The following is a 15033-nucleotide window of genomic DNA, read 5'->3' on the forward strand; positions in this document are numbered from 1 at the left end:
AGCCTCATATGAACAACGAAATCTCAAAAACGACCAATCTGATTCTCCATCTGATTTTTATCGTCATTACCGTGCTTTGCGTGCTGCCGATCGTGCTCGTCTTTATGATTTCGATTACCGACTATGACTCGATCGTGCTGAACGGCTATCAATTTATTCCGGATAAGCTGAGCCTGGAGGCGTACCGGTACATTTTTAAAGATTACGGCACGGTTGTCAGCGCCTACGGGATTTCCTTTTTTGTCACCATTGTCGGGACTTTGTTAAGTGTACTGCTCACTTCGCTGTATGCGTATCCGCTCTCCCGGGGCGATTTTAGATACAGAAATGTTTTTGCTTTCCTCGTGTTCTTCACGATGCTGTTCAGCGGCGGCTTGGTGCCGTGGTATATCATGTACACGCAGGTGCTGGATTTGAAAAACTCGATCTGGGCCTTGATTTTTCCGATGTTGCTGTCGCCGTTTAACGTGCTTATTATGAAAACCTATTTTCAAATGACCGTGCCGCCCGCGCTGATCGAGGCCGCCAAAATAGACGGCGCCGGGGAGCTGCGGACCTTTTTCAGAATCGTGTTTCCCCTGTCTTTGCCGGTGTTCGCCACGATCGGTCTGTTCAATACGCTGCACTACTGGAACGACTGGTTCAACAGCATGATCTTTATTACCGATACCAAGCTGTATTCTTTGCAATATCTGATGTACAAAATGATTTCGCAAGCCGATTATTTAAGCCGGAACAGCGCGCTGATCCAGGGATCGGCCACCGAGCTGGCCAAACTGCCGGGGGAAACGATCCGGATGGCGATGGCGCTGATCGGGATCGGGCCGATCGTGCTCGCTTATCCGTTTTTCCAGCGCTACTTCATCAAAGGCTTAACCATCGGCTCCATTAAAGGCTAATCCCGGTTATCCGGTTAGCATATCATACACGCTTTATTGACCAAAAGGGAGGAGAACTAGCATGAAAAGCTTCAAATGGATGGGCCTGCTGCTGGCGTTGACCCTGCTTGCCGGAACGGCGTTAAGCGGATGCGGCGGCGGCAGCCGCGGGGGCGGTCCGGGCGGCCCTGCAGGAAATGCCGACGGAAACGCGGGAGCACAGCAAGCGGCCGACCCGAACGGGCTTGCGCCCGTTGAGCTGACGCTCTATTTGCCGGGCGGGCCGGATAAGGACGTAGCGTCCGTGGAACAGGAAATCAACGCCTATTTAAAGGATAAGATCAACGCCACGCTTAAAATCAATCAGTTAAGCTGGGATAAGCCGGCGGATAAAGTGAATCTGATGATTCAGTCGGGCGAAGTGTTCGACATGACGTTTACCTGGGATTTTTTGACCAACGCTTCCAAAGGGGCGTATTATCCGCTCGAGGATCTGCTTGACAAGTACGCCAAGGAGACGAAGGAGCAAATCAATCCCGCCTATTTGCAGGCGGCGACCGTGAACGGGCATCTCTACGCGATTCCGACGGAGAAAGAATTGGGGCAATCGGTCGGGTTTGCCTTTGACAAGGCGATCGTGGACAAATACAACTTCGATATTGGCAGCCTGCAAAAGCTGGAGGATATCGAGCCTTTGCTGCAAACGATCAAGGAAAAAGAGCCGGCTATGACGCCGTTTTTTATGAACCATACGGACACGAGCTTCTGGTTCCCGGTGTATCCGAACGCGGAGGACATCGACGGCAGCAATGACATTCCGACGATGCTGGATTACGGCACGATGAAGGTATTTAACGAATACGACACGCCGGAGATGCTGGAGCGCCTGAAATTGATCCGTAAATGGTATAAAGCCGGGTACATCAACAAAAACGGGGCAACGGACAAAACCGAGCTGAAGGATGCGGTAAAAAACGGGAAAGCCTGGTTCACCTACGGCAATATGAACCCGACCTCGGCCAACGACTGGACCAATCTGACCGGCAGACCGATGCAGATCAAAACGCTGCTGCCTGTCAAGGTAGGGACTAAAAGCCTCCAAGGCTCCATGCTGGCAATTTCGCGAACCTCGAAAAATCCGGAGCGGTCGATGATGTTCATCAATCTGATCCATACCGACCCCGTGCTCTATAATATGCTGACGTTCGGGCTCGAAGGCAAGCACTATAACAAGCTGAGCGACGGGACCGTCGAACTGATTCCCGACAGCGGTTACAATTCCGTCTCCCAATGGATGATCGGCAACGTGCTGCTTAGCTACATTAACAAAAACGAAGACCCGGCCCGGGTGGAGCTGTACAAAACGTGGAACGAGAATGCCACCATTTCGCCGGTGCTTGGCTTTGTTTTCGATTCCTCCAAGGTGCAATCGCAAATCGGCGCTTTGACGAATATCGTCAAACAATATAAAAATACGCTGTTTACCGGGCAAAAAGATCCCGAGCCGGTGCTGAGGGAAATGAACCAGAAGCTGAAAACGGCGGGGATCGACGAAGTGATCAAGGAGCTGCAATTCCAGTTGGACGCTTTTCGGGAATAACGCCATTGCGGTCTATTTTAAGTAAGTGTCCAAAAAGTCGGCTTTAGCTACCCCTTTAAAGGAGTGAACCTGACAGATGCGAAAAATTTTATCATGCATTCGTTTTGCGGTCATATTAACGCTCGCCGTGAGTATGCTCCTTCCCGTCAGTCCTAATGTACGGGCAGCGGAGGCGGAAACCGAAAGCAGCCTTGCCGGCGGAGCTTCCGGAGCGACTGAAAAGCTATCATCGGGCGGCGGCGAAGCGCCGTTATCCCCGCTCTGGCAGGTCGGGAACCCGGATAACAGCAGCGCCGAGTTTGCCGCGGATTACGCGGACGGAATTGAGAACGTTTCCATTCCGGCGGATTCCGGCACCTGGAGCGGCATATCCAAAGGGATGAAAGGCGACGTAAACGGAACGCTGAATATCTCCTTCGATCTCCCGGAAGTTCCTGAACACGGCGTGCAATTCAGTTTTAAAGTGCTGGACGCGAGTAACGCGATTCCTCAGCTTGCCGTATTTACGAACGGCATGATGAGCGGGCTGATCCAGATTACGGGCTTGAACAACGGGCAAGTTGCCCTGGAGAACACCTGGAAACAGACCTACAAGCTGTATATTCCCAAGGAGCAGCTGCGGCCCGGTGAAAACGAACTTCAGTTGAAGCTGGATCGCGGACTGTACGCCGATGCGGCGGCGCCCGGCTACGACGGGGACAAATATTTATGGTTCGTATGGGATTATTTCAAGCTGGAGGCGCTTACGGCTCCCGCCGCCGAGCCGCTTCACGGCAGATACGTGCACCTCGGCACGACGCTCATGAACCGAAGCTTCAAATACGATGAAAATTCCCTCCGCCATTTGGCTCCGCTGACGAAGTGGATGGGCGTGGCCTATAGCGGCAACTGGATGCGGGTGGCCTACTGGTCCGACACCGTATCCGAATGGAAGCCGCAGGGGCGCAACTATTTGCTGGCGCTTCGCGAGCTGAATCTGCAGCCAATGCTGGGTTTTCTGGGCGGGAATTGGCGAACCAACCCCAGTCTGGCTCAAGGCGTGATCCCTGCCGAGCTGCGGGACTATTATCGAAACTTTGTCGCCGAATACGGGGACCTTTACGAATATATGGAAGTGAACAACGAGCCCGGGGTGTTCAACTGGCCGCAGCAAACGATATTGGCCACCGCCCGGCTGCTGGACGAGGAACGGCGGACGAACGATCAGCCCTATTTGAAAATTGTGGCGCCGGGCTGGGCGTATTGGCCGTACAAAGGCATTCCCGACGGCTGGGAAAGAGACGCCGAGCAGCGCCGGCCGATTGAGGAAATTGCGGATATTACGAACGGGCACAGCTACGGAGGAACCGGGGTGCAGCCCGTGCCGGGCGGAGCCTTGTATGAAAACTTGCGCGTCTATCCGGATGCGGATGAAGGCTTCGGCAAAGAAATGGCGATGAGCGAAGCTGGAGCCAACGACAACCACGCGGACAACACGAAATACGGGACCTACGCTTACCGTTTCGCCGCGGCGTTTGACCGGGAATTGCGCGGCGATATCGGATATGCGGATCACATTATGCAACATGCCGCCTTTTTTTACGATAACGCCGATTTCGGACTGTTTGACAGTCAGGTGGACTGGAACACGCACCGGTATGAGGACACCCGGGCCGTTTCCGCCAACGCTGGCGAACCGGGGGAGACCCGGCTCAAGACCTTCCGCCGTCTGGCCGCGGCTTATGCGACGCATGGAAGCCCGTTAACCTATGAAATCCTGAACAAGGATGAGCTTGCCGGGAAAAAGGCTTATTTCCGCGGAGTGGACACCTCAGCGCTGGGAACCTCGACGGTGGGGGCGAGCGCGGATAAACTGCTGCTGAGTTTCGTCAATTTTGAGAAAACGCCGGTGACGATGCGGGTGTCGGTCACGATGCCGGAGCAGGGGCAATACGCCGGGGAGCGTTTTGGGCCGGGGGAAACCTATGACGAAGCGCATTCCTGGGTGAACCTGTCCGCAGGTCCGGCGCTGGAGCTGGAAGTGACGCTCGGAGCGGGGGAAACCGTGCAGTATATTTTGGACAAATATGAAGGCGCTCCGCCGGAGGCGCCGCAGAACGCAGCGGCAAACGCGGTGGGGTATAACGAAATTGCCCTGACCTGGGAGATGCCCGCCGGGGCGGCGGAAGCGACCGAGGTGCGCGTATACCGGAACGGGCAGCCCGAGCCGGTTATGACGGTTCCCGGCAAACTGAACTTCTTTCATGACCGGGCGGTCACGCCGAATACGGAATACAGTTACCAGTTGGAAGCGGTTAACGAATTCGGAGAGACGTCGCCGCTAACCGCACCGGTGAGCGCCGTAACGCCTGTGCTTCCGGTAACCCCGCCCGCCGAAGGGGACCCGACGAAGTTCGAAGCCGAAGCTACGCAATTTGCCGCTCCGCTCGTGGCGGTGAACCGGGCCGGGGCTTCCGGCGGGAAGGCGGTGGAGCAAACCCACCGCGGCAGCTTGACGATCCTCGGGTATTCGTCCGCAAGCGGCGGCGATTACACGTTAACCGTGGCGTATGCTTCGCAGGAGGAAGCGAAAAAGAATGTGCTCGTCAACGGGACCAAAGCGGCGACGATTACGCTGCCGGCTACGGGCGGATGGATGGGAACTTACGCGGAGAAAAAGTTTACGATTCGCCTTCAGGCCGGATACAACAACATTGAAATCGCCAACGCGGGCGGGGGCAGCAACATCGATTACTTCCGTCTGGAGGAAGGCGCTTATGAGGAAGAGAGCAGGTGGCATCCGGTGGAGCATGACGATGAGGCGATTTTGTACTCCGGGTTTGCGGCCGCCGACAACGGGGTGTCCCATGTTTCCAGTACGCCCGGTTCCACTGCCTCCTTGTATTTCAATGGAACGGGCATCCGCTGGAGATCGGATATCCGCGCCGATATGGGCCGTGCGGAAGTTTATGTGGACGGTGAGCTGAAGGGCACCGTGAACATCCCCGAGGCCGGACTGGAGGGCGAAGACAAGGAGGTGTTCCGGCTTGACGGGCTGGAGAACGGACTGCACCGGATCGACATCGCCGTTAAGGAAGGCAAGGTGATGGTGCACGGCTTCGAATATGAGGGCGCGGAAGCCTCTCTGCCTGTGCCGCAGGCCGATATGATCGTGACGGAAGTGGGCTGGAATATCGTGACGGACAGCGGCGAGCCTGCCGATCACGAGACGCCGCAGGTCGGAGATTCTCTGATTTTCTGGGCCAAGGTCAAAAATGTCGGCGCGCGGCCGACACCGCTTAACGCCACCACCGGCGCGGGAATGATTACGGGCGGGGCCTTCTCGGTCAACGGCGGTACCGTATCCTGGTCGGACACGTATGCGAACGTGATCGATCCTGGGGAAGAGGTGCTTCTAACGGCTAATGGCAGCGCGCAAGGAACGCCGCAATGGATCGTTCCGGCCGCCGGCGATTATCAGATCAGCTTCCTGGTCAACGACATTAAGCGTTACCCGGAAATGAACCGGGATAACAATACCGGAACGGTTAGCCTGCACATCGGCTCCTAAACCGCGGGAGTCCGGCGGGAGCGAGGCCGGCGGCAACGAGGGCGACAACGAGGCGACAACGAAGGTGACGACGCAGCGACAACGCAGGACAACGAAGGCGACAACACAGAGACAACACAGAGACAACACAGAGACAACACAGAGACAACACAGAGACAACACAGAGACAACACAGCCGCCGTTCACCGGCTTTAACGAGGCCCCTTGATCAACGAAGCCGAAACGGCCTCGCGGAATCAGGGGCCTGACTTTGAGATTACCAACGACACGGAGGAGACTAAGGCGATGTTGAAGGAATTGAGCGAAGAGGAACAGCGCTGGGTGGAGCGTACCATGAACGGCATGACGCTTAGGGAAAAGATCGGGCAAACGATGCAGGACCACGCCGGCCGGCTGCCGTTCAAAGAGGCGGATGAAGACAAGATCGCGGCTTATTTGGAGCGCTACCCGGTGGGCAGCTTTTTTATCGGCGGCGAAATCATTCTCAAGGCAACGGGAAAAGCGGGGGATTACCGCAAATGGATTGAAACGTATCAGAAGCTTAGCCGCTATCCGCTGCTGTTTTCCGGCGACCTGGAATTCGGCGCCGGCTCCGCCGTACGCAGCTTGACAGCGTTTCCGCCGCTGCTGGCGCTGGCCGCGGCGGACGATGAGGCGCTCGCTTACGAGTACGGCAAATACACGGCGCTGGAAGGCCGTGCCGCCGGCTTTACCTGGGCGCTGGCCCCGGGCATGGATCTGCTGCTGAACTGGCTGAATCCGGTGATTACGACCCGCTGCCTAGGAGACAATCCCGAGCGGGCGGCCAAGCTGGCTTCGGCGATCATCCGCGGGATGCAGGATCACGGGCTGGCCGCTTGTGCCAAGCATTTTCCGGGTGACGGAGTGGATTTCAGGGACCAGCATATCATCACGACGGTAAATGATTTATCCGAAGCGGAATGGCTTACGACCTATGGTGAAGTGACGAGCCGAGTGATCGCAGCCGGGGTGTTGTCAGTCATGACCGGACATATCGCTTTGCCCTGGGCCGAAAGCGCCGGCCGAACCGAAGCGCCGGTCCCGGCGACCGTCTCGGCCGCCGTTACGAACGGGCTGCTGCGGGAGCGGCTCGGCTTTGACGGGGTTGTTATCTCCGATGCGCTGGATATGGGCGGCTTTTTGTCCTGGGGGGATTACAGTAAGCGGATCATCGATTGCTTTGCCGCCGGAACGGACGTCCTGCTCTGGCCGGGGACCCGCTATTTTGAGGAGATGGAGCAGGCCATCGGCGACGGCGCCATCACGATGGAACGGCTGGATCAAAGCGTGCGCCGGATTCTGGAAATGAAGGCGCGGCTCGGCGTCCACCATCTGGATGAACAAGGCCGGGATAGCCAGGCCATGGAGCTCTTTGACGACCGGCTTGCGCCGAAGCGGACGGCGGAAGCTAGGCGGGTTGGGGCGGAAATCGCCCGGCGCTGTGTCACGCTGGTCCGAAACCGGGCGGGGGTGCTGCCGCTTGAAGCCGCTTCTGTCTCCAAAGTGCTGGTGATTATGTTGAACAAGGTGACCGAGGGGCGGCAATTCGACAAAATGGGACGATTCGTAGAGCTGCTGCGGGCGCGGGGGCTGGAGGTTGATGTTTTGGACCAATTTGAGCCGCTGAGTACGCTCCGGACCTGGGAGGAGGCGGGGAAAAGCTGGGACGCGGCGTTTATGCCCTATTTTATGCCGCTGCACGGCATGATGAATACGGCCCGGCCGGTTGGCGACGCCGCAAAAGCCATATGGGCGATGCAGCATGCCGAAACGATCCGCCCGATCGGCATCTCGTTTTCCACCCCGTATTTGCTCAAGGATATCCCTTTTCTCGATACGCTCGTCAACGCTTATTCCCTGCATGAAGAGACGATCGAGTACACGATCAAAGCGATGTTCGGAGAAATCCCGTTCGCGGGAAAGTCGCCGGTGGAACTGACTATATAAGTACAAGTTCACTCTACAAGAGGGGCCGCGGGAGGGAGCGAAAAAAAATGATGGCGAAAGTGAAATTGCAGGAAACCAGTCAAAGTTTGTTTACTTATATGACGGCCGGCAAGCGGGATCATTGGGGAATGGATGCCGAGCATTGGGACTGGGTGCCCGGCGTCGGCCTGATCTCTTTGTTGGATTATGGAATCCATGCCGAGGAACGGCGGGCTGTCGATTATGTCGTACAGTGGGTGGAACGGAATCACAGCCAGGCCGGCCAGGCGAAAGTGATTAATTCAATGGCGCCGTACGCCGTATTTCCCTTACTGTACCGCTTGAACGGGCGGGGGGAATACCTTGCCGAAGCGCGGGAAATCGCCCGCTGGATGATCGAGGAGGCGCCCCGCACCCGGGAGGGGGCCTTCGAGCATACCGTGACCGAAGACGCTGATTTTCCCGAGCAGGTCTGGGCCGATACGGTGTATATGGCGGTGCTGTTCCTGGCCCGGCTGGCTCAGGTTGCGGCCGATCGCAGTTTGGCCGCAGAAGCGCTGCAGCAGACGCTGCTCCATCTGCGCCTGCTGCAGGATGCCGATTCCGGCCTGATGTTTCACGGTTGGGACTGCGCCCGGCAAAATCATCTGTCCGCCGCCAAATGGGCGCGGGCTAACGCTTGGCTGACATTAGCGGTCCCTGAAATCGCAGCGGCCGTCCGCGGTCTTGCCGAGATCCCGGAGGAGCTGCTTCGCCGCTACCGGGCTTTGGCGGCGGGGCTGCGCGCGGTCCAGGCCGAAGACGGACTATGGCATACGGTGCTGGACCAAAACGATTTTTATAAGGAAAGCTCGGCCAGTGCGGGGATCGCTTGCGGGTTCGTCAAGGCGGTTAAGTCGGGGCTATTGGATCAGACCTACCTTGACAGCGCGCGGCTGACCGTGGAGGGGATGCTGCCATTGATCACAGCCGAAGGCGAGGTTCGCGGCGTCTCCGGCGGCACGCCGGTGTTGGCCTCGATCGCCGCTTATAATGAAGTGCCCCTCTACCCGACCTTGTATGGACAAGGGCTGGCGCTGCAACTGCTGACCCAGGTTAGTTTGCTGGATTCTTGAAGCTGATGTGCAGAAGGCTCCGCGCCCTATTCTTTATAGGATTGAACTAAAGAAAGGGGCGAATTAGGCAAGAGGGTTCAATATTCTAAAAAATACACATTTTAGAATATTGAACCTAGGGGAAATGATTCTGCAGAAACTGAAAGCTTTCTGAAAAAAAGCTGCTCCGGAAGCATATGCTTGGTCGCCTTTGTGAGCGGATTTCTACCATGCTTGAATTAATACAATCAAAGAAATCTGGGAACAACAGCGATCGTAAGAACATTTCACACGGCTGCCCTATCGCATCCAATCCATAGTTCAACTTATATTAGCGGGCGGAGGAAATATGAGCTTATGTCAGGAGAAGATGAAAGATGATGGATGAACGTAAAATGTTAATCCGCAACATGAAAGCGCTGGACTCCCGCTACAACCCGGAGCTTCAGCTTCTGCGGTCTCCGTTCAGCAGCCCGGGGTATCATACGACGCTAACCGGGGTAGAGTGGGTCCACGCCACCCGGGACTCGCTGAATTACGCGCTTGGCCTGCTCGATACGGAGCTAGCCGAATACGAAACGCGGGCGTTGCAGGTGATCGCCCGGGTCATCTCGCTGCAGGACACGGATCCCGGCCGCAACACGTTTGGCATTTGGCCGTGGTTTTGCGAAGAGCCGCTTGAGCGGATGGCTCCGCCGGACTGGAATTGGGCGGATTTCTGCGGCAGCAGGCTGATTACCGCCCTTTGCCGTCACGGCCACCGCTTCCCGGAGGAGCTGCGCGCAGCCGTGATCCGCTCGGTCCAATATGCCTGCGAGGCGATCCGGAAGCGGAACGTAGGTCCCGATTATACCAATATCGCCATCCTCGGCACCTTTGTGACCTTGATTTACGGCGAACGGTACGCCCATCAAGAGTTCGAAAATTACGGCCTGGACCGGTTGACGCGGCTTTATGAGCATACCCGCAGACGGGAGGTGTTTGAGGAATACAATAGCCCGGTTTATACGTATATCGCCATTCTTGAACTGTCGAAGCTGCGCGGGCTGACTTTGAACGGAAAAGCCCGGGAGATGTGCGACAAGCTGCTCCAGATGACCTGGAAAACCGTAGCCGAGCATTACCATGTCGCCACGCGGCAATGGTCGGGCCCGCACGCCCGCCGCTACGAAACGCTGCTTGACGAGCGGAGCAAGGCGTTTTTGCAGCTGGCTACGCAGGGCCGGGTTATGTTTTATTCCTGGGAACGGCTTCCTTACGAGGAAGAATGGTTTGGCAGCGGAATGGCCTGCCCGCCCGAATATCTTGATGGTTTTACGCTGCCGGACACGCGGCTTATTACCCAGTGGTACCGGGGGGACCGGGGGGAAACCAGCGAAAGATGGGCTACCACCTATATTACGCCGCAGTACAGCCTGGGAACTTTTGATGAGAGCGACTTCTGGAACCAAAGAAGCGTGCTGCTGGCATACGCCGATAACGGAGGTTCCCCCGTCTATTTAAGGCTGCGTTTCCTGCATGACGGTTATGACTTCTGCTCCGCGTTGTTCCACAGCCGCCAGCGGCGGGAGCGCGTATGGTTCGGCGTTGATTTTGCTAGTAATGGCGGTGATACGCATATCAATCTCGATAGAATCGACGGCTCTATGCAAGCCGAGGATCTGCGGCTGCGCCTGGAGCTCGGCGGAGAGCTCGCCGGGGCCGATATTCGTGAGGTGAAGAACGGCGCCGTCATTCAAATCGGCGGGCTGCAGTTCAGCTTCAAATCCTGGCTGACGCTGTTTGTCGAGGAGTCCGATCCGCACCAGGCGCTGTTTGCCGAAGAGTCCGATCCGTACCAGGCGCTGTTTGCCGGAGAGTCTGATCCGCACCAGGCGCTGTTTGCCGGAGAACCCGATCCGCGGCAGACCTTTGCCTGGGAATTGAACCGCGCGGGCGCGAACGGAACGATGACCCTCGATCTCGTCTTGTATTCCGGGCCCCGCAAGACGATCGCCCTGGACCGGATGAAGCAGGCGGCGCTGGTCATGTCCTTAGCTGCTGGGGCCGAGACGCCCAACGACAGCGAGATGTCCCCGCTCATTGAGCGGGAAGGCGAGCTTGTCAAGGTGACCCATCGCGATTTTGCCGACGGACCGCCGCTTTACCTCCATTTGCGGCCCCGGAGAATCTGACCGGGGGAATATCGGATGCTCTTCCGCTATGACGCTGCTTGTTTCCGGCGATCCGGAGTTCTTGCGGTTGCGGCGGCAGATAAGATAGGGAAAAACGCCCGACGGCGTGCCACTGAAAAAGCTCAGGGGCACCGTTGGGCGTTTTTATTGCGCTCAATCTAAAAATCGTTGTTTGACAGCCGTCTACTTGGACAACCAAGGCAGCCAGCCTCCCAAATAGCGGAATTTTATGCTCTTATTATCCGGAACCAGCCAGGCTCATCCCCCATTAGCGGCACTTTTTGTCCCTATTTTTCTATGAAGAGTCCAGAACGCGGGCATTTCCTTGTGATCCGAGAAAATAGCGACATAAATGGCATCTATTTCTCTCAAGTGAATGGATAGCGCCGGAATAACGACATTTTAGGTCCTTATGTTTTTACAGGAGTTTCTCAGTTAGTCTAGCGGACCTTCGCCTTTGATGTTTAGCGGCGTACCGCCCGCTTGGGCCATCGGTTCAAGCGCATAAATCTACAGCAATCCCGCATATTTTAAGCCGTTGGCGATCCCGTCATTGTCCACGTCGGTGGTGGTGTGATCCGCGCAGGCTTTGAGCTGCTCGTGACCGTTCCCCATGGCTATGCCCAGCCCGGCGAGAGTCAGCATTTCCCTGTCGTTAAGCCCGTCGCCGAAGGCTACGACTTCTTCGGGGCTTACCTCCAAGTGCTGGAGCAAGTCCTGAATGCCCCGCGCTTTGGAGCCCCCCACAGGCATGACATCCATGGCGTGCCTATGCCAGCGGACAAACCGCAAATGAGGGATATCGGCCGTATATAGATGCTCCTCCTCTGCCGTGCAGTGCAAAAAAGCCTGGTATACGTCGGAATGCCGCCAGAAATCCGGATCGTAACCCGGGAGCTCCACCTTTAAGGAAGAGACCGACTGCAGCAAAGCAGGATGCTGTTTGGCGTTGGAGAAGTAAGCTTCTTTGCCTTGATAAACCAGGTAGTGATTATGTTTTCCCGCCCGCTCGACCAGCGGTTCAAGGTGCTCTTTGGGAATCGTATACTCTACGACCGGGCGTCCCTTGTATACGACGTAGGCGCCGTTCAGGCAGACAAACGAATCTATGCCAAGCTGTTCGGCAATTTTCGTAATGAAATAAGGAGCTCTTCCCGTGGCGATGACCGTTTCAATCCCCTTGCGTTTTAGCTCAAGCACAGCCTGCAGGGCGGATTCCGGAATTTCTTTCTGTTCGTTTACCAATGTTCCGTCAATGTCAAAAAATACGATTTTGTAGCTCATGTTGCCTCCTCTTTAATCTCATATTAAAAAACGAACATTCACTATTACCTCTACTATAAAGTATGAAAAGCATTTCAGGTCAAGCCAAATTCACCGGAAAACGGCCGTCCCCGCACATTTACTCCGATACCAAGGGATTCCTGAGATAGTGTAGAAATTATAAAACAAGGGATTCGAATCTAATTCACCCAAAATGTTGAAAATAAATTTTTAGATTGCATATCAGTTTACTTGGTATTATAGTAATGGTATAAGATCTAGACCATTAATAGATCGGAGTGTTAAATATGTCGATTCAATTTCCCCTGCCCTTTGAGAAGGTATCGACCAAAAAGGTCAGCGAATTCATCAAGGAGCAGCTGGAGGAAGCGATCATCCTGAAGGAATTTATGAGCGAGGATCAGCTTCCGTCCGAAAGGGAGCTTGCGGAGATTTTTAATGCCAGCCGCATTACGGTGCGCGAGGCGCTTGCCGCGTTGGAGGCCAAGGGCCTCATTGAGAAGCGGGTCGGGGCCAAGGGGGGAACGTTTATCCTGCCGGTGACGGCCCACGCTCATAAGCGAACCCGGGAGGAGATCAAGCGGGATTGGAATCAGATGCAAAAGGTGTTCGAATACCGGTCGATAGTGGAGCCGGAGAGCGCTTTTCTTGCCGCTGAGCGGATCACCGCAGGCGACCTGCAGCTCCTTCATAGCTATCTGGAACAGAGCTTGGAGCCGGACTGTACGCGGGAATGGTTCCGGGCGCTGGACGTCAAATTTCATCTGACCATCGCCAAGGCTTCGGGCAACCCCTACTGCGAGGCGGCGGTCCGAAAGATTCGGACTAGGATTAATCCCGCGCTCGATCTGATGCCTTACGACGAAAATGTGCGTTCGGCTAACTGCGGGGAGCACAAGGAGATTCTCGCAGCGCTCGAGGCCCGCGACAAACACCAATCGCGCGCCGTGATGAAACGACATATCAGCTTTGCCGCAGAGGCCATTTACGCCCGCGTGGTGGCCGGGGACTAGGAAGGAGAGCGTGGAGTTAATGGAAATTAAAGAGCTTTTGCAACGGACAAAACCGCTTCAAGAGCAGCTGACCGCCTGGCGCAGGGATTTTCACCGCCACCCGGAAACGGGGTATGAGGAGTTCCGCACGTCGGCGATCGTTGCCGAACACCTGGAGAAGCTGGGCCTGGAAGTGACCCGAAATGTGGGCGGGACCGGCGTCGTAGGGCTGCTGCGGGGCGAAAAGCCGGGACCGACGATCGGCCTGCGGGCGGACATGGACGCGCTCCCGATCCAGGATCAGAAGACGGCGGATTACAGCTCGCAGGTGGCGGGAAAAGCGCATTTATGCGGCCATGACGCGCACACGGCGATTTTGATGGGCGCGGCCCAGCTCTTGACCGGGCTAGGAAAGCCGAAAGCGGGGAACATCAAATTTATTTTCCAGCCGGCGGAAGAAGGTTTGGCGGGCGCGCGGGCGATGATCGAAGACGGGGTGCTGGACAATCCCAAGGTCGATGCCATCGCGGGGCTGCATATGTTCCCCGACTTGGACACGGGGACGCTTGGCGTAAGCAAAGGGGTCGCTTTTGCATCGGCCGATGCTTTTACCGTCAAGGTGCTGGGGAAAGGCGGCCATGCGGCCCGGCCGCATGAAGGGATCGACGCCATCGCGGTGTCCGCGCAAGTAATCAGCGCGCTGCAAAACATCTCCAGCCGCATGGTCGACCCCCTGGAGCCGGTGGTTGTAACCATCGGCAAAATTTCCGGAGGTTACATGGGAACGGCTATCGCGCCCGAGGTGGAGATGACGGGCACGATCCGCACGTTGTCCCGGGAGCTGCGGGAACGGATGCCGGGCCTGGTCGAGCAGGTGGTCAACGGCGTATGCGCTTCGTTTGGCGCCGGATACGAATTGAAGTTCGGTCCGGGTTATCCGCTTGTCATCAACGATCCGGACATGGTCGATCTGATGACCGCAACCAGTGAGCAAGTTTACGGCTCCAAGGTGTGGAACTACATTAAACCGTCCACGGGCGGGGAGGATTTCGCTTTTTATTGCGAGCATATTCCGGGGGTGTTTTTCCGGCTGGGGTCGGGAAACGGCGAGGAGCGGACGAGGTACCCGCTGCACCATCCGATGTTCGACCTGGACGAAACGGCTTTGCCTTACGGCGTAAGCATGTTGTCGGCGATTGCGCTGAATTTTTTGAATGGAGAATTGTAAAAATGTGAGTTCAAAAAGTCAGGTTTTCAGCACCGAGAAAGTTGGATGAAGCTAGGGACGTAAGGAGCGGAGCGTACGTTTTGGGTACGTGAGCAACGGAAGGCCCGGCTGAATTCAAGATTCGATGTCGAGTCTACTTCATGACCTGCTTCGTGATAAGAAAAACTTTATCGATGTACATTCAAGGAAGCCAGACCGCGTTTAGCGGTAGTTTTTCTTGCGATATAAAGAAGCTGTGCTTAAGACGCCTATTCTTCCTTATATCTTCAAAAGATGACTTTTTGAA

9 protein-coding genes are annotated in these 15033 nt (G+C 56.2%); 8 read left to right on the forward strand and 1 reads right to left on the reverse strand.

Going from position 1 to position 15033, the window contains the following annotated elements:
• Nucleotides 1-8: 8 nt before the first annotated feature.
• The 6 genes from NYE69_RS09910 (at nucleotide 9) to NYE69_RS09935 (ending at nucleotide 11243) form a co-directional block, all read left to right on the forward strand.
• Nucleotides 9-899, forward strand: coding sequence for a carbohydrate ABC transporter permease (locus NYE69_RS09910; protein ID WP_328272899.1), 891 nt, complete (start codon nucleotides 9-11; stop codon nucleotides 897-899).
• Between the two features lie 61 nt (nucleotides 900-960).
• On the forward strand, nucleotides 961-2478 hold the full coding sequence (locus tag NYE69_RS09915; protein ID WP_340926024.1) for an ABC transporter substrate-binding protein: 1518 nt from the start codon (nucleotides 961-963) through the stop codon (nucleotides 2476-2478).
• Between the two features lie 76 nt (nucleotides 2479-2554).
• Nucleotides 2555-6028 carry a polysaccharide lyase family protein gene (locus tag NYE69_RS09920; RefSeq protein ID WP_340926025.1) on the forward strand — a complete coding sequence of 1158 codons (3474 nt, stop codon included), beginning with the start codon at nucleotides 2555-2557 and terminating at the stop codon, nucleotides 6026-6028.
• A gap of 285 nt (nucleotides 6029-6313) precedes the next feature.
• On the forward strand, nucleotides 6314-7996 hold the full coding sequence (locus tag NYE69_RS09925) for a glycoside hydrolase family 3 protein (RefSeq protein ID WP_340926026.1): 1683 nt from the start codon (nucleotides 6314-6316) through the stop codon (nucleotides 7994-7996).
• Between the two features lie 47 nt (nucleotides 7997-8043).
• Nucleotides 8044-9090: a glycoside hydrolase family 88/105 protein gene (locus NYE69_RS09930; protein ID WP_340926027.1), complete on the forward strand. Its 1047-nt coding sequence runs from the start codon at nucleotides 8044-8046 to the stop codon at nucleotides 9088-9090.
• A gap of 356 nt (nucleotides 9091-9446) precedes the next feature.
• Nucleotides 9447-11243, forward strand: coding sequence for a hypothetical protein (locus tag NYE69_RS09935; RefSeq protein ID WP_328270987.1), 1797 nt, complete (start codon nucleotides 9447-9449; stop codon nucleotides 11241-11243).
• 510 nt (nucleotides 11244-11753) lie between these two features.
• On the opposite strand, the gene NYE69_RS09940 is transcribed toward NYE69_RS09935, so the two are convergent.
• Nucleotides 11754-12527, reverse strand: coding sequence for a Cof-type HAD-IIB family hydrolase (locus tag NYE69_RS09940; RefSeq protein WP_328270988.1), 774 nt, complete (start codon nucleotides 12525-12527; stop codon nucleotides 11754-11756).
• 287 nt (nucleotides 12528-12814) lie between these two features.
• On the opposite strand from NYE69_RS09940, the gene NYE69_RS09945 reads away from it, so the two are divergent.
• A complete protein-coding gene (locus tag NYE69_RS09945; protein WP_328270989.1) occupies nucleotides 12815-13540 on the forward strand; it encodes a FadR/GntR family transcriptional regulator in 726 nt (241 codons plus the stop codon).
• Between the two features lie 19 nt (nucleotides 13541-13559).
• Nucleotides 13560-14747 (forward strand): M20 metallopeptidase family protein, encoded by a 1188-nt coding sequence (locus tag NYE69_RS09950; RefSeq protein ID WP_328270990.1) that lies wholly within the window; start codon nucleotides 13560-13562, stop codon nucleotides 14745-14747.
• Nucleotides 14748-15033: the final 286 nt, after the last annotated feature.

This window comes from Paenibacillus sp. FSL R5-0527 (assembly GCF_038008055.1).
Taxonomy (GTDB): Bacteria; Bacillota; Bacilli; order Paenibacillales; family Paenibacillaceae; genus Fontibacillus; species Fontibacillus macerans.

What these genes read in the sequence shown, in the direction of transcription:
- NYE69_RS09925 (WP_340926026.1), top strand. Translation starts at nt 6,314, where the DNA reads ATGTTGAAGGAATTGAGCGAAGAGGAACAGCGCTGGGTGGAGCGTACC.
- NYE69_RS09915 (WP_340926024.1), top strand. Translation starts at nt 961, where the DNA reads ATGAAAAGCTTCAAATGGATGGGCCTGCTGCTGGCGTTGACCCTGCTT.
- NYE69_RS09945 (WP_328270989.1), top strand. Translation starts at nt 12,815, where the DNA reads ATGTCGATTCAATTTCCCCTGCCCTTTGAGAAGGTATCGACCAAAAAG.
- NYE69_RS09935 (WP_328270987.1), top strand. Translation starts at nt 9,447, where the DNA reads ATGATGGATGAACGTAAAATGTTAATCCGCAACATGAAAGCGCTGGAC.
- NYE69_RS09910 (WP_328272899.1), top strand. Translation starts at nt 9, where the DNA reads ATGAACAACGAAATCTCAAAAACGACCAATCTGATTCTCCATCTGATT.
- NYE69_RS09940 (WP_328270988.1), bottom strand. Translation starts at nt 12,527, where the DNA reads ATGAGCTACAAAATCGTATTTTTTGACATTGACGGAACATTGGTAAAC.
- NYE69_RS09950 (WP_328270990.1), top strand. Translation starts at nt 13,560, where the DNA reads ATGGAAATTAAAGAGCTTTTGCAACGGACAAAACCGCTTCAAGAGCAG.
- NYE69_RS09930 (WP_340926027.1), top strand. Translation starts at nt 8,044, where the DNA reads ATGATGGCGAAAGTGAAATTGCAGGAAACCAGTCAAAGTTTGTTTACT.
- NYE69_RS09920 (WP_340926025.1), top strand. Translation starts at nt 2,555, where the DNA reads ATGCGAAAAATTTTATCATGCATTCGTTTTGCGGTCATATTAACGCTC.